Raw genomic sequence first — 18,188 nt, forward strand, 5'->3', positions numbered from 1 at the left:
CCGGATTATGGTCGCGATGGGTGACAATGGGCGGGTGTCAGAGCGGAGCAGCGGACGCGGGGGAGTGTGGGGCCGACTGCGCCCCCGGTCGATCCGTGCCAGGGTCACCGTCGGGGCGGTCGTCGCCCTGATCCTGGTCACCGGCCTGTCACTCTTCCTCAGCAGCTACCTCATCCGGGAGATAGCGCTGACCCAGGCCAGGGACCAGGCGGACGACGAGGCCCGCAGGGTCTCCGAGCAGATCGTCACCGAACGTTACGAAGGGCCCATCCCCAACGGCGAGACGATCCTGCGCATACAGATCGTCGACTGGGAGACCGACCAGGTGGTCGCCGCCTCCAGCGCGGTGCAGGGCCAGCCCCCGATCACGGACATGCGCCCGGCCGCGGGGGACTTCCGCCTCGAGACCACCGTCTGCGGCGTGATCGCGGGTCCCGCACCCAACGACTGCCTGCTCGTGGTCGGGTACGCCGTCCACGAGTCCGTGTACGGCGAGGTCGTCGTCCTGACGGCGACGAGGGCGCCCAACATCCTGGGTTCGGGACTGATCGAGCTGGTGCTGCTGGGGACGTCCGTGGTCCTCCTCGTCATCACCACGATCATCATCTGGTTCGGGGTCGGCCGCGCCCTGCGGCCGGTGGAGAGGATCAGCGAGCAGCTCGACACGCTCTCCGCCAGCGACCTGAACCGCAGGCTCCCGGTCCCCCGCAGCGACGACGAGATCGCCCACCTGGCCCGCACCGCCAACGCGAGCCTGGCCCGGCTGGACGAGGCCGTCACCCGGCAGCGGCGGTTCGTCTCCGACGCCTCACACGAGCTGCGCAACCCCATCGCCGGAATGCGCACCAAGCTGGAGGTCGAGCTCTCCGACCCCGAACCGGACACCCGCTCGCGCGAACTCCTGCTCACCGGCCTGCTCTCGGACACCGAGCGGTTGGAGAACATCGTCTCGGACCTGCTCGAACTCGCCCGCCTGGACACCGACGTGGCCACCCAGCGGGAGCCGGTCGACCTGACGGCGGTCATCACGGGGGAGTTCGTGGACAAACGGCGCCACCCCGCACTGAGGGTGCACGCCTCCGGCCCGGTCCACGTGACCATCAACAGGCTCCGCCTGGTCCGCGTCCTCACCAACCTGATCGCCAACGCCGAACGCCACGCCCGCTCCCGGATCGACATCATCGTCGAGCGCGACGGAGACGCGTCGGTGGTGGAGGTCCACGACGACGGGGCGGGGATCCCCGCCATGGACCGCGAACGGATCTTCGAGCGGTTCGCGCGCCTCAAGGAGTCGCGCGAGCGGGACCCGGGCGGCAGCGGTCTGGGCCTGCCCATCTCGCGCGCGATCGTACGGGCCAGCGGAGGAAGCCTCACGGCCGGGCACAGCGACCTGCTCGGCGGCGCGGTGTTCACCTTGCGCATCCCCGACACCACCGAGTAGCGGGAGGCAGCGGACATGTCACCGGGAAGCCATGCGGTCGCACTGCCCGACGGCGGGGACGGCCCCCAGCGCCCCAACTACTTCCTCCTCGGGTTCGTCGGCGCCCTGGGCGTGCTCACCGCCTGGCTGCTCGTCCAGGCACTCGTCGGCGCCCGCGCGGTCCTGGTGTACATCCTCGTCGCGCTCTTCCTCGCGGTCGGGCTCAATCCCGTGATCGAGGGGCTGCGCAGTCGCGCCCGCATGCCGCGATGGGGGGCCATCCTCACGGTGTGCCTGACGATGGTGCTCTTCCTCGTCGTGTTCTTCTGGACGATCGTGCCCCCGCTCACCGAGCAGGTGACGAGCTTCGCCACGAACCTGCCGGACACCCTGAACGACCTCCAGAACACGCCCTTCTTCGCCGACCTCGAACGGCGCTACGACCTCCTGGACAAGTTCGAGGGACTGGTCACCGCGCCCGACTTCGGGCAGCAGCTCTTCGGAGGGCTGGTCGGTGTCGGGCAGGTCGTGTTCAACTCCCTGTTCGCCACGTTCACGGTGTTGATCCTGACCCTGTTCTTCATGGCGTCGCTGCCCGGGATCCTGGACGTGTCCTACCGGCTCGTGCCCCGCTCCAGCCGCGACGGCGTGCGCCGGATCGGCGACGAGATCGTCCGGCGCATCGGCGCGTTCATCGCGGGCCAGCTGGTGGTGGCGGCCCTGGGCGGAGTGGTGGCGTTCCTGTTCCTGTGGGCGATCGGCTCGGCCTACGCTCTCACCCTGGCCCTGGTCGTGGGTGTGACAGCGCTCATCCCCCTGGTGGGCACCACCATCGGGGCGCTGGTGGCCTCCCTGGCGGTGGCCCTGGGCAGTCCGTTGCTGGGGCTGGTCACGCTGGTGTTCTTCCTGATCTACCAGCAGATCGAGAGCTACGTGATCGCGCCGCGGGTGATGCGCCACGCGGTGGACGTCACGCCGACCGTCAACATCACCGCGGCGCTCGTCGGCGGGGCACTGATGGGGCTCGTGGGCGCCCTGCTGGCGATCCCGACGGCGGCGGCGCTCACGCTCATCCTGAAGCAGGTGGTGTTCCCCCGCCTGGAGCGCCGCTGACGCCGACCGGCATAGGCTGCCGGGATGGTGGAGGAGCCGCCCGGCGGCGGAGGAGGACGCGGCGGTCGGCTGTCACGGGCCGTGCTGCTTGCGGCCTGGGTCGCGGTACTGGTTCTGGCGCTGTTCCACGGGCCGGGCCCGGCCGCCCTGCGGAGCTGGGTGGAGGGCGCGGGCGCGTCCGGTCCCGCGGTCTATCTCGCCGTCTACGTCGTGGCGGTGTTCGCCCTGGTGCCGCGGCCCGCCCTGAACGCCCTCGCGGGACTGCTGTTCGGGGTTCCGCTCGGGCTCGTCCTGGCACTGGCGGGAGGGGTGGGCGCCGCGCTGGCCCAGTTCGCGGTGGCCCGGCACGTGGCGGGGGACGCGGTGGCGCGGCGGTTGCCCGAGGGGATCCGCGAACGGCTGGACGCCCTGGCGGGTGGGCGCGCGTTCCTGGCGGTGCTCCAGTTGCGGCTGCTGCCGGTGGTTCCGTACCAGGCGGTGAACTACGGCCTCGGGCTGACTCGGATGGGCGTGTGGCCGTTCGCCTCGGGCACGTTCGCGGGAGCCGTCCCGGCGACGGCGGCGCTGGTGCTGGTCGGGGACGGGGGAGCCGACCTCGGCGGACCGGTCGCGGTGGCGGGGACTCTGCTCACTGTGGTGATCGGTGCGGTGTGGTGGCTGCGGAGCCGGTCCGCGGCGGCGGCCGGGGCCGGGGGGCGGCGGGGCTGATCCGGCGCCCGCCGCCGCGGGCCGCCCCTACCCGCCCGCCGGGCCGAAGAGGGGCACCTCGTCCGGGGTGGGGCGTTCCAGATCGAAGGGGAGGATCTCCCCGCCGGCGCTGTCGGTGACCATCGGCTCCTGGAGGACCTCGGGTTCCTCACCCGCCCTGTTCTGTACCACCATGACGCCGGAGTAGCCGCTGTGGTCGTCCTCGGTGGCCGCGAACGGGACGAGCCCGGGGCCGGCCCACTCGTGCGCGTGCAGGGTGTCGATCAGGTTCTGCCGGGTCAGGTCGGGGCCGACCTCCATCAGCACCTGGGCGAACAGGGTCGCCTGCACCATGCCGTACACGGTCGTGTCGGTGAACGGGGTGCCCTCGTTGTACTCCTCGTGGATCTCCAGGAAGAACTCGGTCCACGGGTCCTCGCGCTGGGCGGCCATCGGCAGGAACGCGGTGATGATCAGGCCGTCGGTGAAGCTCTCCGGCGGGACGTCCTCCGCGTCGGTGCCCTCGGCGTACTCGTCGATGAGCCCGTTGACGATCTCCACGTCGCCGCCGAAGCTGGGGGCGATCCACTGCGGGGTGTACCCGATGGCGGCCGCCTCCATGATGGCCATGCCCAGGAACGCGGGGATGCAGTGGCAGACCGCGATGTCGGCGCCGGACGCCTTCATCTCGGCGACCTGGCCCTCGAGTTCGGGGACGCCCGGGTCGTAGGACTCCCAGGCCACGATCTCCTCGGTGAGGTACTGCTCGATCCCGGCGTGGGAGGAGGGGCCGACGTCGTCGTTCTGGTACAGCAGGCCCACGTCGTCACCGGGGAAGTTCTCCGCGATGAAGTTGCCCTGGACCTTGGCCTCCTTGGAGTAGTCGACCTGGAATCCGTAGCTGTAGGGGTAGACCTCCGGCTGGTCCCAGGCCAGGGCGCCGGACGAGACGAAGAGGTCGGGGACGCCCTCCTCGTTGAGGTCGTCGATCACCGCTTCGTGGGTCGGGGTCCCCAGGCCGCCGAGCATCGCGAAGATCTCGTGGTCGTCGATGAGGGACTCGGTGGCCTCCACGGTCTGCGCGGGGTTGAACGAGTCGTCCTGGACCTGGTACTCGATCCGGCGCCCGTGGATGCCGCCGTTGTCGTTGATGTGGTCGAACACCGCGCGGGCGCCGGTGGACACGTGGCGGAATCCGGGGGAGGCCGGTCCGGTGAGGGGCTGGTGTGTGCCGATGACGACGGCGTCGTCACCGACCCCCCGGATGTCGGCCTCGAGGGCCGCGGCCTCGTCGTCCGCGGCTCGGCCGTCGGAGCAGGAGGAGACGAGAACCGCGACGGCCAGTGCCGAGGCGAGGGTGCTCAGTGGTCGCATGATGGGTGTCCTGGACTAGGTCGCGCCTGATCAGACTGGGTGTGTGGCCCCTGGGTGAGTAGTTCGCGGGCATGGAACCGGAGGCGGGGAGAAACCCTACTCACGGGTACGTTACTTGCGAGTAAACACCATGCGCGTGTCGCACGCCACCGCGACCCGGGCGGGTGCGGCACGTGCTGTGAGGGTGGGGTCGGGGCAGGAGCGCCCTGCCGGCCTTCGTTCTCCGGTGGCCGGGAACCGGTGTTCGCCGCGCCGGAGGGAGGCCTGGGGCGCCTGCGAACCAGGGCACGGGCCACCGGGCGCGAGTGGTGGGGCGCCGGGCGGGGGAGGAGTCGTCCCGACGCGGGCGGGAGGCGGTGGTGCGGGGCAGCCGCGGGGGTCGGGCCACATGCGCGACCGGGCTCGTCCCTGTCCCGCCGCACGCCGGTCCGGGGGCTATCCGCCGCCTGTGGCGGCACGGTCGGCCGTCGGTCGGGCTCGCCGCCCGAGGGTCAGGCCGGTGTCTGGGAGTGGCCTGTGACGGGGACGACGCCGTCGGCGGAGGCGGGGGCGACCGGACCGGTCGCCCCCGCGGACCTGGGCGTCCCCCGCAGGATCTCGCGCGCCAGCCGCGCGATGCCGTCGGAGGCCTGGTGCACCGCGCTGTCGCGCCGCCAGACCAGGAGGTGCCGCAACTGGATGGGTGCGCCCTCCAGGGGGCGGATCACCACGCCCTTCCCGGTGTCGAAGTCCGACTGGCAGGGGGCGATCGCCCTGCGGTCGGCGATGAGGTCGCGGATCTCCGACCGGTCGTACAGCCGGTAGGGCACCTCGGGCGTGAACCCCGCGCGCTGGCATGCCAGGTAGAAGCACTCGGGCCAGCCGGTGCCGTCCGGCGGGGTCAGCGCCCACGGGCACTCCGCCAGGTCGCCCAGTCGGATCAGGGGCTGGTGAGCGCGCGGGTGGTCCGCCCACAGGGCCACGTGCAGCGGTTCCACCGACAGCATCGCCCAGGAGAGCGGGCCGTCCGTGGACAGGTCGCGGTCCACGTAGTCGATGGTGGTCCCCAGGTCCAGGCGTCCGGCGCGCACCAGGTCGGTGACCAGTTTGGGGGAGTACTCGGTGCGCACGTGCACGGGGACGTTCGGGAAGACCTCCGGCAGCCGCGCCGAGAGTTCTATGGTCAGCGGTCCGACACCGCCCACCCGGAGTGTGGTGGGAGAGGCCCCTCGCGCGGTGATGTCGTGCAGCAGGTCGTCCATGGACAGCAGGACCGAGCGTGCGCGGACCAGGACGAACTCTCCCAGCTCGGTCGGGCGGACCCCCGAGCGCCCCCGGTGGAAGAGCGGGCCTCCGACCTCCCGTTCGATCCGCTGCAGCTGGGTCGTGAGGGCGGGCTGGGAGGTGGAGAGCGCGGCTGCCGCCTTGGTCACGCTGCCGGTGTCGGCCAGGAGGCAGATGGTCCGCAGGTGGCGGAGTTCGAGGTCCATGCGTGGAATCTAGGACGGTGAAGGGGTCTGTGTACAGCCGTATTGTCCCGGAGGTTGCTGTGAGTCGTGGTGTCGATGCGATCGGGGGTACGCTTCCCCGCTGTCAAGGGACCGGCGACCCGGTCCGCGTGCGCGCGCGTCCCCTGGGATAGGGTGCCGCTCGTCACCATATAGTTGGACGTCCTACTACATCCACGTGGTGGATGGGGCCGGCGCGGAACCGTGGGAGAGGCTCATGGCGGTCGAACGAACGCTGTACACACCAGAGGCGGAACAGCTCCTCGAACTGACCGGGGAGATCGTCGACAAGGAGCTCGCCCCCCGCGCCTCACAGGACGAGGAGGAGGGGGTCTTCCCCCGCGAGGTCTTCCGGGTCCTGGGCGCGGCGGGCCTGCTCGGGCTCCCGTACCCCGGCGAGTACGGCGGCGGCGAGCAGCCCTACGAGGTCTACCTCCAGGTGGTGGAGGAACTCGCCCGCGGATGGCTCGCGGTGGGGTTGGGCGTCAGCGTCCACACCCTGTCCTGCTACCCGGTGGCAGCCTTCGGCAGCGAGGAGCAGAAGGCCGCCCACCTGCCCGGCATGCTCGGCGGCGACCTCCTCGGCGCCTACTGCCTGTCGGAGACCACGTCCGGTTCCGACGCCGCAGCCCTGACCACCCGCGCCGAGCGCGTGGACGGCGGCGGGTACCGGGTCAACGGCGCCAAGGCCTGGATCACCCACGGGGGCGAGGCCGACTACTACTCCGTCTTCGCCCGCACCGGCGCCCCGGACTCGGGGGCTCGCGGCATCAGCTGTCTCCACGTCCCGGACGGGACCCCCGGCCTGGGCTCGGCCCCGCCCGAGCGCAAGATGGGCATGCGCTCCTCACCGACGGCCGCGGTCCTCCTCGACGACGTCCGGCTCGGCCCCGACGCCCTGATCGGCGAGGAGGGCAAGGGTTTCGGCATCGCCCTGTCCGCACTCGACTCCGGCCGCCTGGGCATCGCCGCCTGCGCCGTGGGCGTCGCCCAGGCCGCGCTGGACGCCGCGGTGGCCTACTCCCGGGAGCGCCGCCAGTTCGGCAGCGCGATCGGTGACTTCCAGGGCGTCGGCTTCATGCTCGCGGACATGGCCACCCAGATCGCCGCCTCCCGCGCCCTCTACCTGTCCGCGGCCCGGCTGCGTGACGCCGGACGGCCCTTCGGCCGGCAGGCGGCCATGGCCAAGCTGATGGCCACCGACACCGCGATGCGCGTCACCACCGACGCGGTCCAGGTCTTCGGCGGCTACGGCTACACCCGTGACTTCCCGGTCGAGCGCTACATGCGCGAGGCCAAGGTGCTCCAGATCGTCGAGGGCACCAACCAGGTGCAGCGCCTCGTGATCAGCCGCCACCTGGCGTGCGAGGGGAACTGACCGCAGGACGGATCCCCGGCCCGTGCCCGGCACGGGCCGGGGACCGGGCGCCCCCGACGGTGCGGTGTCAGTGGCGGAGCAGCCCGTCCGTGTCCCCGGGGGTGCGCACCACCGGCTCCAGGGGGCCCGGCGCCAGCGCCGCCAGCGCCGACCGGTACCCCTCGGCGCACGCCAGGTCGGTCAGGGCCGCGGTCTCCGGGCCGCCGCCGCCCTCCCACGAGACCAGGGCCGCGTCGTCGTGGGGCGGGCTCACCAGGACCCTGCGCAGCCCGCCCGACAGGCCCAGCCCGGTCGCCTTGAGGAGGGCCTCCTTGCGTGCCCAGTACCGGAAGAAGGCGCCGACCCGGTCGGCGGGCGCGAGGCGCTCCCAGACCACGTGTTCGGGCGCGGCCAGCGTGTACCCCGCCAGCCCCTCCAGGTCGCGGGCCTCCGCGACCCGCTCGACGTCGACCCCGACGGGGACGCCCTCGGCCACGGCGAGCACGACCCACTCACCCGAGTGGCTGACGGAGATCTCCCAGCCCTGGGCGGGGCCGGAGGGGTGCGGCTTGCCGTGCGGGGCGTCGTCCCCGGGGCTGGCCCCGGTGCGTTCCTTCTCCTCGCAGGAGCGGCAGCGCAGGTCGAAGGTGACCTTCTCGGGAGGGCACCCCGCCCGGTCCGCCAGCACCAGGCGGGCCATCGAACGGCCCAGGAGGTGCCGGTCGCGGTCGGCCTGGTGGCGGAAGCGGACGTTGCGGGCGCGCTCGTCCTCGTCCAGCAGGCGGAGCAGGCGGTCGTCGGCGGTGGAGGTGTGGGCCCACCAGACCTCGTAGGCCGGGGGCGCTGGGTCGAACGTCATGCTCCTCATTGTCACCTGACTTTCCCCGGGTTGGGTGGTGTGAGGTCAACCCAAACCGGGAATTCGGTTATTGGCAGGTCAGCCCGTCCCCTGGGAGGCCCGAATGTCTGTCGTCGTGTTGTTCGGAGCGGGAGCGCTCATCGGTCTGGTCGCGCTGACGGCGGTCATCATCATCACCCTCCTGACGGAGAAGCCCGGGCCGGACCACCCCGTCGGCCGGGACCGGTCCGTACTCTAGAGCGGTGCGGGACCACGCCCGTGCGAGGGCACGGGTGAAGGTGGGTCACATGGCCGAGGAAAGCCGTCCGGCGTTCGCCGCCGAGCGCCGGGAGCGCATTCTCGAACTCGTGCGCGCCCACGGCACCATGTCCCTGCGCGACATCGCCGTGAAGGTCCGCGCCTCGGAGGTCACCATCCGCCGCGACGTGCGGGCGCTGGAGGCCGAGGGGGTCGTCGACCGGCGGCGCGGCGGGGTCGCCCTGCCCGGCCGGATCGGCCACGAGCAGAGCTACTCCGGCAAGAGCGGCCAGTGCGCCGCCGAGAAGGCCGCCATCGCGGGCGCCGCCGCACGGCTGGTCCGCCCCGGCGACGCCGTCAGCATCGGTCCCGGCAGCACCGCGGAGGCCTTCGCCCGCGCGCTCCTCACGCGCAGCGACCTGACCGTGGTCACCAACTCCCTGCGCGTCGCCGACGTCCTCGCCGACGCCACGGGGGTCGAGGTGGTGGTGACAGGGGGCACCCTCCACGGGCCGATACGGGCCCTGGTCGGGGCCGCGGCTGAGGAGAGCCTGGCGGGGCTCCGCGTCAACCGGGCCTTCCTCTCCGGTAACGGGGTCAGCGCCGACCGCGGGCTGAGCACCCCCAACCCCGCGGTGGCCAGTGTGGACCGGGCGCTGGCGGCCTGTGCGGAGGAGACCATCGTCCTGGCCGACCACACCAAGATCGGCGCCGACACCATGGTGCCCACCGTCGCCCCGGAGGAGATCGCCCACCTGGTCACCGACAGCAGCGCCGACCCCGAGGTGCTGATGACCCTGGAGGAACTGGGTGCGCTCGTCCACGTCGCCGTGGTCGCCGACGAGCGGGGCCAGTAGTATGCGCCCCCGCTTCGACCGGTCGCCGGGACCGCGTACCCTACCGTTCACGCGCCTTGCGCGGTGAGCGCCCGATCGTGATCCCGGGCCCGCCTCCGAGCCGTCCCCACGTCCGACCGCCGCCCACACGCAGGAGTCGCCGCGCATGCCCTCCCAGCCGACGCCCCAACAGGTCCCGTCCGAACCGGTGCGCGTCACCCCCGAGCCGGTGGCCCTCCCCGAGCCCTGGGCGGCCTCGCGCCTGACGGTCGTCGTCCCCACCTACGACGAGGCGGGCAACCTCCCCGTCCTGGTCGGGCAGCTCATGAGCCTGGACCTGCCGGCCCTGCGGGTCGTGGTCGTGGACGACAACTCCCCGGACGGCACCGGCGAGATCGCGGACAAGCTCGCCATCGAGCACGCCGGGCGGATCAGCGTCCTGCACCGCACCACCAAGGACGGCCTCGGCCGCGCCTACGTGGAGGGCATGACCCGGGCCCTGGAGGACGGCGCCGACTACGTCGTGCAGATGGACGCCGACCTCAGCCATCCCGTGGGCTACGTCCCGCAGCTCCTGGGCACCCTGCACTCCACCAACGCCGGCGTGGTCATCGGCAGCCGCTACGTGCCGGGGGGGAGCCTGTCCGAGCAGTGGGGGACGGGCCGCCGACTCCTCAGCGGGTGGGCCAACACCTACGTCAAGGCCGTGCTGTCCATCCCCGTCCGCGACGTCACCGCCGGATTCAAGATCTGGCGGGCGTCGGCGCTGCGCGCCCTGGACCTGCCCGGCATCGAGAGCACCGGGTACGCCTTCCAGGTGGAGATGCACTACCGGGCCTACCGGCGCGGACAGAAGATGATGGAGATCCCCATCCACTTCGAGGACCGCGTCGCCGGTCAGAGCAAGCTCGACGGCGCCGTCGCCCTCGAGGCGGCTCTGCGACCGCTGCGCCTGCGCCGCGCGGAGCGGTCCCGCCGCTAGCCGCGGCCCGCCTTCCTTCCCATCCCCGGGGCGAACTGCGATCATCGAGGGACGACAGAGAAGGGAGAGGCATCGTGAGCGAGCCCTACGAAGTCGACTCCGACATGGGGGACGACCCCCAGGAGAGCGAGATCGCCGAGGCCGAGAGTCGTATGGACGCGGGCGACGAGGTCCGCGACTACTCCTTCGAGGACGACGACAGCCGGGGCGAGATCGGCATCGACGAGGAGGTCCGGGAGGAGCGTCCGAGCCGCCTGCCGACCGAGGACTGGCAGCCGGACGAGCCCCCGGCCGAGGACGAGGCCCTGAGCGAGGTCGACGAGGACGGGAGGCGGTTGCCGTGAGCGACCAGCCCTACGAAGTCGACCTCGACATGGGTGACGATCCGCAGGCCAGCGAGGTCGCCGAGCGCGAGATGACGATCGAGCCCTTCGCGGACGACGTCAACCACACCTTCCGGGAGAGCGACAGCCCCGGCGACTGGGGCATCACCGACGAGGTGCGGGCCGAACGGCGCGACGCCGTCCCCCGCCAGCGGTGGGGCGGGGACCGCAGCGCCGAGGAGGAGGCCCTCAGCGTGGTCTCCGAACCCGAGGCCGACACCGACGGCGACCCCGACGCGAGGCCCGGTTCCGACACCTGACCCCGTGACGCGCCGGAGCGCCCCGACACAGGGGCCTCGCGGACCGACCGTCCGCCGGACGTGGCGCGCGCCGAGGCCGTGACCCCGATCCGGGTCCCGCGCCCCTCAGGCGGGGGGCGCCCCCGGAGACTGTCCGGGGTGGTCGGAGATCTCCCCCGCGGTCGACCCCGGGCACGAGCGCAACGGCGGCCCCGACACACCGCAGAACCGCAACGGCTGGTCGTCGACGCGCGGCGCCACGGCACTGGCCTCCGCGGGCATCGCACCGCGCTCCGCGGCCTCGGAGGCCTCCGGCATCCGCCCGCGGGGCAGCGCCAGCGCGCACAGTGCCGCCAGGACGCACAACCCCGCCAGGATCAGCATCGCCGGACCGAACCCCTGGGCGATCTCCGTCGATGTGGTGCCCCCTCCCGACCCCTGTCCGCCGGAACCGCCGATCCCCGCCACGACGGGCACCGCGGCGACACCGATGAGCTGGGCGCTGCGCGCGAACGTGTTGTTCACCCCCGACGCCAGGCCCGCGTGCCGTTCGGTGACCGACGCCAGGACCGTCGCCGTCAACGGCGCCACCGTCGTCGACAGGCCCATCGCCACCAGGAGGACCCCGGGGAGCACCCCCGTCAGGTAGGGCGCGTCCTCGCCCAGACGGGACAGCAGCACGAAACCCGCGGCCAGCAGCAGCGGCCCCGCCACCAGCTGGGTGCGCGGGCCGATCCGGGCCGCGAGCTTGCCCGACCGGGCCGACAGGGCGAGCATCAGGACCGTGATCGGCAGCGACGCCGCACCCGCCGCGACCGGGGAGTAGCCGCCGACCTCCTGGAGGTAGATGACCAGCAGGAAGAGGAGAGGCCCCAGGGAACCGTAGATCAGCACCGTCGCCGTGTTCGTCACGCTGAACGCCGTGGAGGAGAAGATCCCCAGGGGCAGCATGGGGTTGGGCGTGCGCGCCTCCACGGCCAGGAACGCGCCCAGGGCCAGCACACCGATCACCACACCGGTCCACACGGCCGGCGTGCCGCCCACCGCGCCCCACTGGATGAGCGCGTACGTGATCCCGCCCAGCGCCACGACACCCAGCAGCGCCCCCGGGTAGTCCAGGCGCCGGGGCGCCCGGACGTCGAGCGACTCCGGCACCTTGAACCAGGCGATCGCCAGCACCGCCACCGCCATCGGCAGGTTGATGAGGAAGATGAGCCGCCAGTCGCCGATCTGCACCAGCCAGCCGCCCACGAACGGCCCCACCGCGGAGGCCACACCGGTCAGGCCCGACCACGCGCCGATCGCCCGGGCGCGGTCCTGTTCACGGAACCCCGCCTGGAGGATCGCCAGGCTCCCCGGGGTCAGCAGGGCGCCGCCCAGCCCCTGCACCACGCGCCCCGCGATCAGCCACTCCAGAGTCGGCGCGAACGTGCACAGCGCCGACGCCAGGGCGAACACGGCCACGCCCGCCATGAACAGCCGGACCCTGCCGAACCGGTCGGACAGGGAGCCGCTGAGCAGGATCAGCGCGGAGAGCGTCACCATGTAGCCGTTGACGATCCACTGCAACCCGGACAGCCCCGTGTGGAGGTCGTCCTGGATGGCGGGCAGCGCCACCGTCACCACCGTCGAGTCCAGGAACGCCATCCCCGAGCCGAGCACGGTGGCGGTCAGCATCCACCGGGCGGCCGGTGTTCCCCAGGCCACCCCTCCCGCCGCCACCGGTACCGAAGCAGATCCACTCACAGCACACCCCCTCAGCCACCGTACGGCGCGGACCCCCGCCGCAAGGCGGGGGTCCGCGTCTCTTGTCCCCGAGTTGTGCAGGATGTGACCTGGCCTTACTCGCTGGCGAGAGCCCCGGTGATGGAGGCCCCCGCGGCCCGGCGGGCGGGCAGCACCGACGCCAGCAGGCCCGCGAGCACGGCCACGGCGATGAACACCGCGATCTGTCCGGCCGGAACGGTGAGCACCATGTCGGGCAGGGTCGCCGCGCCCGCCGCCCAGCCGAACACCACGCCCAGGACGATGCCGATCCCTGCGCCGATCAGGCACAGCAGGACGGCCTCGACGCCCAGCATCCGGCGCAGCTGCCCCTTGCCCAGGCCCAGGGCCCGCAGCAGCGCGGACTCGCGGGTGCGCTCCAGCACCGACAGCGCCATGGTGTTGGAGATGCCGAACACCGCGATGACGATCGCCAGGCCCAGCATCGCCGCGATGGTGTAGAAGGCGATGTCCATCATGTCCGAGAACTGGTTCTTCATCTCGGCCACCGACATGACCTGCATGGTCGGGTGGTCCTCCACCGCGGTGTAGACGGCGTCGCGCACCTCGGAGGCGTCGGCGCCCTCGACCGCGCGGACGTAGACCATCTCGCTGCCGGTGGTGTCGGGGAACAGCGTGGCGAAGTCCTCCGGGGAGACGACCGCGCCCCACAGGGTCTGGGCGTCGGCCAGGACCGCGGCGATCTCCAGGTCGACCTCGCCGTCCGGGGACGGCAGGGTGAGGGTGTCGCCCACGCCCAGGCCGTCGGCGAACCCCTCGGAGACCAGCACCTCGCCGGGACCGAAACCGGAGATCTCGCCCTCGACGGTCTCGCCGGTGAGGTCGACGCCGAGCTCGGCGCCGTCGTAGGTGCTGACGGGGAGCGAGCCCGACGCTGCGGCCTCGTGGTCCTCGATGCTCCCGCGGCGCTGGGCGATCACCTTGTCCAGGAGAGGGCTCTCCGCGAGGGCGTGCTCGACCTCGGTGGGCACGAGGGGCATGCCGGTCCCGTCGGACGCGGACGTGTCGGCGCCCTCCTCCGGGGAGCCCTCCCCGGCTCCGGTGTCGTCGGCTGCGGCGTCGACCGCGCCGCCCTCGCCCGGCTCCGTGTCCTGGGCGTCTTCGGGAAGGGGGCCCACGGTACCCTCTGCGGGGGCGCCGTCCGCCCCCTCGGTCCCGTCCCCGGCCGGCTCCTCGGCGCCGGGCCCGTCCTCGGAGGAGCCGTCCTCCGCGGGGGCTTCCTCGGCGGCGGTGTCGCCGCCGGAGGCGCCGTCCATCGAGTATTGCGCGCTGACCTGGTAGTCCACCGGGAACTGCTCGTCGAGCATTCGGGTCATGGTGGACTCCAGGGAGGCGCTGACCACCGAGTAGCCGGTGATGAGCGTGGCGCCCACCGTCAAGGCGATCATCGCGGTGGCAGCCCTGCGCGGGCTGCGGGTGGAGTTGTCCACCGCCAGCATGCTCGGCACGCCGACCCTGCGCAGCGGGACGCCGACCAGGCGGACGATGCCGCGCACCAGAAGCGGGCCCAGCACCACCACGCCCACGAAGGCGATCAGGGCGGCCGCCGTCACGATGACCGGTCCCATCTGGTTCGGGCCGGACACCTGCGTCAGGGCCACCAGCGCGGCCGAGACGAGGAAGGTCAGCAGGCCGAACACGACGCGCACCCAGCCTGTGCCCTTCTCCAGGCCGCCCGCGGTCGCGCTGGTGCGCAGCGCGGCCAGCGGCGGGACCCGGGTGGCGTGCGTGGCCGGGACCAGGGCGGAGCAGACGGTCACCACGGTGCCGACCGCCAGGCCCACGATCACGGCGAGGGGCGTGATCACCACGGGGACCGAACCGCCCATGCCCAGCAGCGGGCCGCCGAACGCCGCACCGGCCATGCCGATGCCGACGCCCGCCAGGACGCCGAGGGCGGAGGCGATCAGCCCCACCGCCACCGACTCCAGCAGGACGGACCGGAACACCTGGCCGCGCTTGGCACCGACGCAGCGCAGGAGGGCCATCTCCCGCTGACGCTGGGCGATGAGGATGGCGAAGGTGTTGTAGATGACGATTCCCGCCACGAACATGGCGATGAACGCGAACAGCAGCAGGGCGGTCCGCATCATCGCGGTGTCGCCGCCGGCGGACTCGGCCATCTCCAGGCCGAAGGCCTCACCCGTCCGCACGTCCGCGCGGTCGCCCAGCAGGGCCGCGACGGCCTCGGCCGCCTGCTCGTCGGTGTGGCCCTCCGAGGCGAGCACGTCGATCTCGGTGTAGCCGGTGGCGCCGGTCATCTCCCCGACGGTGTCGGGGGCGAAGACGAGCGCGCCGCCGAGGCTGTAGCCCGGGTCCACGCCGAAGTCGACCAGGCCGGTCACGGTGAACTCGCGCTCCTCCTGCGCGGGGTCGAGCACCGTCACCGTGTCGCCGACCTCGAAGCCGGCCTGCTCGGCGGTGGAACTGGCCAGGGCCAGCTCGTCGGGGCCCCCGGGCAGCTCGCCCTCGGCCGCGGAGAAGCGGCTGGGCTCCCCGATGGAGATGGCGGCGGGCGGCATGAAGCCGAACGCGCGGCCGTCACGGTCCAGGAGCACGGCCTGTCCGCTGACGATGCCGTCGGCCCCGGCCACCTCGGGCAGGGCCCGGACACCGTCCAGCTGGGCGTCGGTCAGCGGTTCCGGCTCCGAGGGCTCCGCCGGGTCCGTCGGCTCCTCGGCGGTGGGGACCGCGATCGCGTCGACACTGGTCGCGGAGCCCATGACGGACTTCTCGTAGTTGGCGTTCAGCGTGTCGGCGAACACCATCGTGCCGGAGACGAACATGACGCCGAGCAGGATGGCCATCACCGTGGTGACGTACCGGGACTTGTGCATCCGCAGCCCGGCGAGTGTGGTGCGCAGCATGGATCAGACCTCTTCCAGCTTCAGCAGCCGCGCGGAGACCAGTTCGGCGGTGGGCTCGACGACCTCGTCCACCAGTCGGCCGTCGCGGAGGAACACCACGCGGTCGGCGTAGGAGGCCGCGACGGGGTCGTGGGTGACCATGACGATGGTCTGGTGCAGGTCGCGGGCCGAGCCGCGCAGGAAGGCCAGGACCTCCGCGCCCGAACGCGAGTCCAGGTTGCCGGTGGGCTCGTCGGCGTAGACCACCTCGGGGGCGTTGAGCAGGGCACGGGCGACGGCCACGCGCTGCTGCTGTCCGCCGGAGAGCTTCGCGGGCAGGTGGTGGAGCCGGTCGCGCAGGCCGACCACGTCGATGATGTGTTCGAAGCGCTCCTTGTCGACCGCGCGCTTGGCGATCTGGGAGGGCAGCAGGATGTTCTGCTCGGCCGTGAGCATCGGCAGCAGGTTGAACGACTGGAAGATGAACCCGATCCGGTCGCGGCGCAGCAGGGTCAGCTCGGCGTCGCGCAGACCGGTGATCTGGGTGCGGCCCAGGTGCACGGTGCCGGACGTCGCCACGTCCAGCCCGGCCAGGCAGTGCATCAGCGTGGACTTGCCGGAGCCGGAGGGGCCCATGATCGCGGTGAACGCGCCCCGGTGGAACTCCACGTCGACCCCGGCCAGGGCGTGGACCTTGCTGTCGCCGGTGTCGTAGGTCTTGGTGAGGCCCCGCGCGACCACGACCGGTGGTGAGGCGACCGGGGGGACGGTTTTCACAGTGGACTCGGTCACGACAGACAGCTCCAGAGAAGGTGGGACGACGGATGTGCGGGGAGTGGTTGATCGGTGTTGCCCGCCGGGGGACCTCTCGTCCGGCCCGGCACACCACAACGCTAGGCCCGCGGGGATCGCCCGGGCGTCCACCGCTGGGCCGATCCCGGGGTCGGCCGAAGGAGGGGTGCGCGCCGGGTTCGGGACTCCTTCGTCTGGCCGACCCGCCGACTTTCGTCGGGGGTGGATTCGTCACCTTCCGTGTCGATCGGCTGGAATGGTGGTCCTGAACTGCGATGACGCGAAAGTTGGGTGGCCGGGGCGGCGTGGTGGGACGGCCGTCGGACGCGGGGGACCGGCGGTGGCCGCCCGTAGAATCCGCACCATGAGGACCTGGGTCAACGACAGGGGGCGGTCCGTCGGCGCCCGGTGGAGGAACAACTGGCAGTGGTGGTGGGACCGCAGGCTCCGCATCGCCGACTGGCTCTACGCGCTGGGGACCCTGCCGCTGAGCCTGCTTCTCCAGGTGGGCGTCAACGGCGTCTTCAGCGGTGCGCTCGACGCCGGATCCGCCGCCCTCTCTCGCTCCGGGTCCGTGAGCGCGATGATCGCGCTGCTCGGCTTCGCCGTCCTCTTCTCCGTGGTCCCGGCCTTCGTGGCGGCCGCCGCCATACTGTTCCGCCGCACCCGGCCCAAGTGGCTGCTCCTGATCGCGGTCGTCCTCCTGGCGGGCTTCGGCAACTTCGTCCCGGCCTCGATCGCCATCTACTCGTACGCGGTCTACTCCAACGACCGCAGGCTCGTCGCCGCGTGGTTCGGCCTGCTGTGCCTGGCGGCCGGCGGGGGATACGGGACCAACGGCCTCACGTACGTGATCGCCGTGGTGTTCTTCCTCGTCGTCCCGGTCACGGCGGGCCTGTGGATCGGGACCAGGCGCCAGCTCATCGACCGCCTCCACGAGCGGGCCGAACGCCTCGAACGCGAACAGCACCTGATGGCCGAGCAGGCCCTCACGACCGAGCGCACCCGTATCGCGCGGGAGATGCACGACGTGGTCGCCCACAGGGTCAGCCTCATGGTGCTGCACGCGGGCGGGCTGGAGGTGTCCTCGGAGGACTCCCGGACGGTGGAGGCCGCGGGGCTGATCCGCACCACGGGCCGGGAGGCGCTGTCCGAGCTGCGCGGCATCCTCGGAGTGCTGCGCGACGAGACGACCGCCGCCGCGCCCACGGCGCCCCAGCCCGTCCTCGCGGACCTGGACCGGCTGGTCGGGGAGTGGAACACGGCGGGGATGGTCATCCGCCGGGAGGAGACCGGCCAGGCGCGCCCCCTGGCGTCGGGCGTCGAGCGCACCGCCTACCGGATCATCCAGGAGGGGCTGACCAACGCGGCCAAGCACGCACCCGGCGCGGAGGTCACCGTGCGCCTGCACCACGGCCTCCACCAGGTGGAGGTGGAGGTCGCCAACGAGCCCGTGCCCGCGCCGTCGGTCCCCATGCCGCAGAGCGGGTTCGGGCTGACCGGCCTCCACGAACGCGTGGTGCTGGCCGGGGGCAGCCTCAGTGCCGGGGTGTGCCCCGACGGGGGATGGCGCCTGCGCGCTATCTTGCGAACCGACGGCAGACCTTCCGAGGACGAGGGCCGACCGGTCGGGGAGGACGCCCGCCAGGCCGAGGACGGGGCCTGACCGTCGTGGAGGACGTCCGCCCGTCCGGCGACCGCTCCCCGGCGGTGTGCGCACCGGTGGGGTTCCGGGGCCCGCGGGGGCCCGGGAACTGGTCCGGGGCCTCGGTCCCGGGGCCGACGGCGGTC

The 18,188-nt window shown here is 72.5% G+C and carries 16 protein-coding genes; 10 read left to right on the forward strand and 6 right to left on the reverse strand.

Going from position 1 to position 18,188, the window contains the following annotated elements; translation table 11 throughout:
* Positions 1-34 precede the first annotated feature (34 nt).
* From Q8791_RS08640 to Q8791_RS08650, 3 genes are read left to right on the forward strand one after another with little or no spacing between them, the layout of a single operon-like run.
* Positions 35-1,441: a sensor histidine kinase gene (locus tag Q8791_RS08640; RefSeq protein ID WP_330091077.1), complete on the forward strand. Its 1,407-nt coding sequence runs from the start codon at positions 35-37 to the stop codon at positions 1,439-1,441.
* A 15-nt stretch (positions 1,442-1,456) separates the two neighbouring features.
* Positions 1,457-2,533, forward strand: coding sequence for an AI-2E family transporter (locus Q8791_RS08645; RefSeq protein WP_330091078.1), 1,077 nt, complete (start codon positions 1,457-1,459; stop codon positions 2,531-2,533).
* Positions 2,534-2,557: 24 nt separating this feature from the next.
* Complete coding sequence (locus Q8791_RS08650) at positions 2,558-3,241, forward strand: TVP38/TMEM64 family protein (RefSeq protein WP_330091079.1); 684 nt, start codon at positions 2,558-2,560, stop codon at positions 3,239-3,241.
* Positions 3,242-3,268: 27 nt separating this feature from the next.
* On the opposite strand, the gene Q8791_RS08655 is transcribed toward Q8791_RS08650, so the two are convergent.
* Both Q8791_RS08655 and Q8791_RS08660 read right to left on the reverse strand, forming a co-directional pair.
* A complete protein-coding gene (locus Q8791_RS08655) occupies positions 3,269-4,594 on the reverse strand; it encodes an ABC transporter substrate-binding protein (protein ID WP_330091080.1) in 1,326 nt (441 codons plus the stop codon).
* Positions 4,595-5,085: 491 nt separating this feature from the next.
* Positions 5,086-6,063, reverse strand: coding sequence for a LysR family transcriptional regulator (locus Q8791_RS08660; RefSeq protein WP_330091081.1), 978 nt, complete (start codon positions 6,061-6,063; stop codon positions 5,086-5,088).
* A gap of 235 nt (positions 6,064-6,298) precedes the next feature.
* Between Q8791_RS08660 and Q8791_RS08665 the strand changes: the two genes are divergently transcribed.
* The gene (locus Q8791_RS08665) at positions 6,299-7,459 is read left to right on the forward strand and encodes an acyl-CoA dehydrogenase family protein (protein ID WP_330091082.1); all 1,161 of its coding nucleotides are present in this window, start codon (positions 6,299-6,301) and stop codon (positions 7,457-7,459) included.
* A 67-nt stretch (positions 7,460-7,526) separates the two neighbouring features.
* Here Q8791_RS08665 and Q8791_RS08670 read toward each other — a convergent pair whose 3' ends face one another.
* On the reverse strand, positions 7,527-8,306 hold the full coding sequence (locus tag Q8791_RS08670) for a 4'-phosphopantetheinyl transferase family protein (protein ID WP_330091130.1): 780 nt from the start codon (positions 8,304-8,306) through the stop codon (positions 7,527-7,529).
* A gap of 94 nt (positions 8,307-8,400) precedes the next feature.
* On the opposite strand from Q8791_RS08670, the gene Q8791_RS08675 reads away from it, so the two are divergent.
* The 5 genes from Q8791_RS08675 to Q8791_RS08695 all read left to right on the forward strand — a co-directional run bounded on the left by Q8791_RS08675 (position 8,401) and on the right by Q8791_RS08695 (position 10,995).
* Entirely contained in the window at positions 8,401-8,535 is a 135-nt protein-coding gene (locus tag Q8791_RS08675; RefSeq protein WP_330091083.1) for a hypothetical protein, read from the forward strand.
* Positions 8,536-8,584: 49 nt separating this feature from the next.
* Positions 8,585-9,391 (forward strand): DeoR/GlpR family DNA-binding transcription regulator, encoded by an 807-nt coding sequence (locus Q8791_RS08680; protein ID WP_330091084.1) that lies wholly within the window; start codon positions 8,585-8,587, stop codon positions 9,389-9,391.
* 145 nt (positions 9,392-9,536) lie between these two features.
* On the forward strand, positions 9,537-10,352 hold the full coding sequence (locus Q8791_RS08685) for a polyprenol monophosphomannose synthase (protein WP_330091085.1): 816 nt from the start codon (positions 9,537-9,539) through the stop codon (positions 10,350-10,352).
* A 74-nt stretch (positions 10,353-10,426) separates the two neighbouring features.
* Positions 10,427-10,696 (forward strand): hypothetical protein, encoded by a 270-nt coding sequence (locus Q8791_RS08690; RefSeq protein WP_330091086.1) that lies wholly within the window; start codon positions 10,427-10,429, stop codon positions 10,694-10,696.
* Positions 10,693-10,995 (forward strand): hypothetical protein, encoded by a 303-nt coding sequence (locus tag Q8791_RS08695; protein ID WP_330091087.1) that lies wholly within the window; start codon positions 10,693-10,695, stop codon positions 10,993-10,995. Before Q8791_RS08690 ends, Q8791_RS08695 begins: the two co-directional genes overlap by 4 nt.
* Positions 10,996-11,100: 105 nt before the next feature.
* Here Q8791_RS08695 and Q8791_RS08700 read toward each other — a convergent pair whose 3' ends face one another.
* The 3 genes from Q8791_RS08700 to Q8791_RS08710 form a co-directional block, all read right to left on the reverse strand.
* Positions 11,101-12,720 carry an MFS transporter gene (locus Q8791_RS08700; RefSeq protein ID WP_330091088.1) on the reverse strand — a complete coding sequence of 540 codons (1,620 nt, stop codon included), beginning with the start codon at positions 12,718-12,720 and terminating at the stop codon, positions 11,101-11,103.
* A 95-nt stretch (positions 12,721-12,815) separates the two neighbouring features.
* Positions 12,816-15,626 carry an FtsX-like permease family protein gene (locus tag Q8791_RS08705; RefSeq protein WP_330091089.1) on the reverse strand — a complete coding sequence of 937 codons (2,811 nt, stop codon included), beginning with the start codon at positions 15,624-15,626 and terminating at the stop codon, positions 12,816-12,818.
* A 3-nt stretch (positions 15,627-15,629) separates the two neighbouring features.
* Complete coding sequence (locus Q8791_RS08710) at positions 15,630-16,397, reverse strand: ABC transporter ATP-binding protein (RefSeq protein ID WP_330091090.1); 768 nt, start codon at positions 16,395-16,397, stop codon at positions 15,630-15,632.
* Positions 16,398-16,761: 364 nt separating this feature from the next.
* Between Q8791_RS08710 and Q8791_RS08715 the strand changes: the two genes are divergently transcribed.
* A complete protein-coding gene (locus tag Q8791_RS08715) occupies positions 16,762-18,063 on the forward strand; it encodes a sensor histidine kinase (RefSeq protein WP_330091091.1) in 1,302 nt (433 codons plus the stop codon).
* Positions 18,064-18,188 lie beyond the last annotated feature (125 nt).

Source organism: Nocardiopsis codii (assembly GCF_036327455.1).
Lineage (GTDB): Bacteria > Actinomycetota > Actinomycetes > Streptosporangiales > Streptosporangiaceae > Nocardiopsis > Nocardiopsis codii.

Coding starts and splice junctions, on each gene's coding strand:
- Q8791_RS08715 (WP_330091091.1), top strand. CDS start 16,762: ATGAGGACCTGGGTCAACGACAGGGGGCGGTCCGTCGGCGCCCGGTGG.
- Q8791_RS08675 (WP_330091083.1), top strand. CDS start 8,401: ATGTCTGTCGTCGTGTTGTTCGGAGCGGGAGCGCTCATCGGTCTGGTC.
- Q8791_RS08645 (WP_330091078.1), top strand. CDS start 1,457: ATGTCACCGGGAAGCCATGCGGTCGCACTGCCCGACGGCGGGGACGGC.
- Q8791_RS08685 (WP_330091085.1), top strand. CDS start 9,537: ATGCCCTCCCAGCCGACGCCCCAACAGGTCCCGTCCGAACCGGTGCGC.
- Q8791_RS08660 (WP_330091081.1), bottom strand. CDS start 6,063: ATGGACCTCGAACTCCGCCACCTGCGGACCATCTGCCTCCTGGCCGAC.
- Q8791_RS08670 (WP_330091130.1), bottom strand. CDS start 8,306: ATGAGGAGCATGACGTTCGACCCAGCGCCCCCGGCCTACGAGGTCTGG.
- Q8791_RS08665 (WP_330091082.1), top strand. CDS start 6,299: ATGGCGGTCGAACGAACGCTGTACACACCAGAGGCGGAACAGCTCCTC.
- Q8791_RS08655 (WP_330091080.1), bottom strand. CDS start 4,594: ATGCGACCACTGAGCACCCTCGCCTCGGCACTGGCCGTCGCGGTTCTC.
- Q8791_RS08650 (WP_330091079.1), top strand. CDS start 2,558: ATGGTGGAGGAGCCGCCCGGCGGCGGAGGAGGACGCGGCGGTCGGCTG.
- Q8791_RS08680 (WP_330091084.1), top strand. CDS start 8,585: ATGGCCGAGGAAAGCCGTCCGGCGTTCGCCGCCGAGCGCCGGGAGCGC.
- Q8791_RS08705 (WP_330091089.1), bottom strand. CDS start 15,626: ATGCTGCGCACCACACTCGCCGGGCTGCGGATGCACAAGTCCCGGTAC.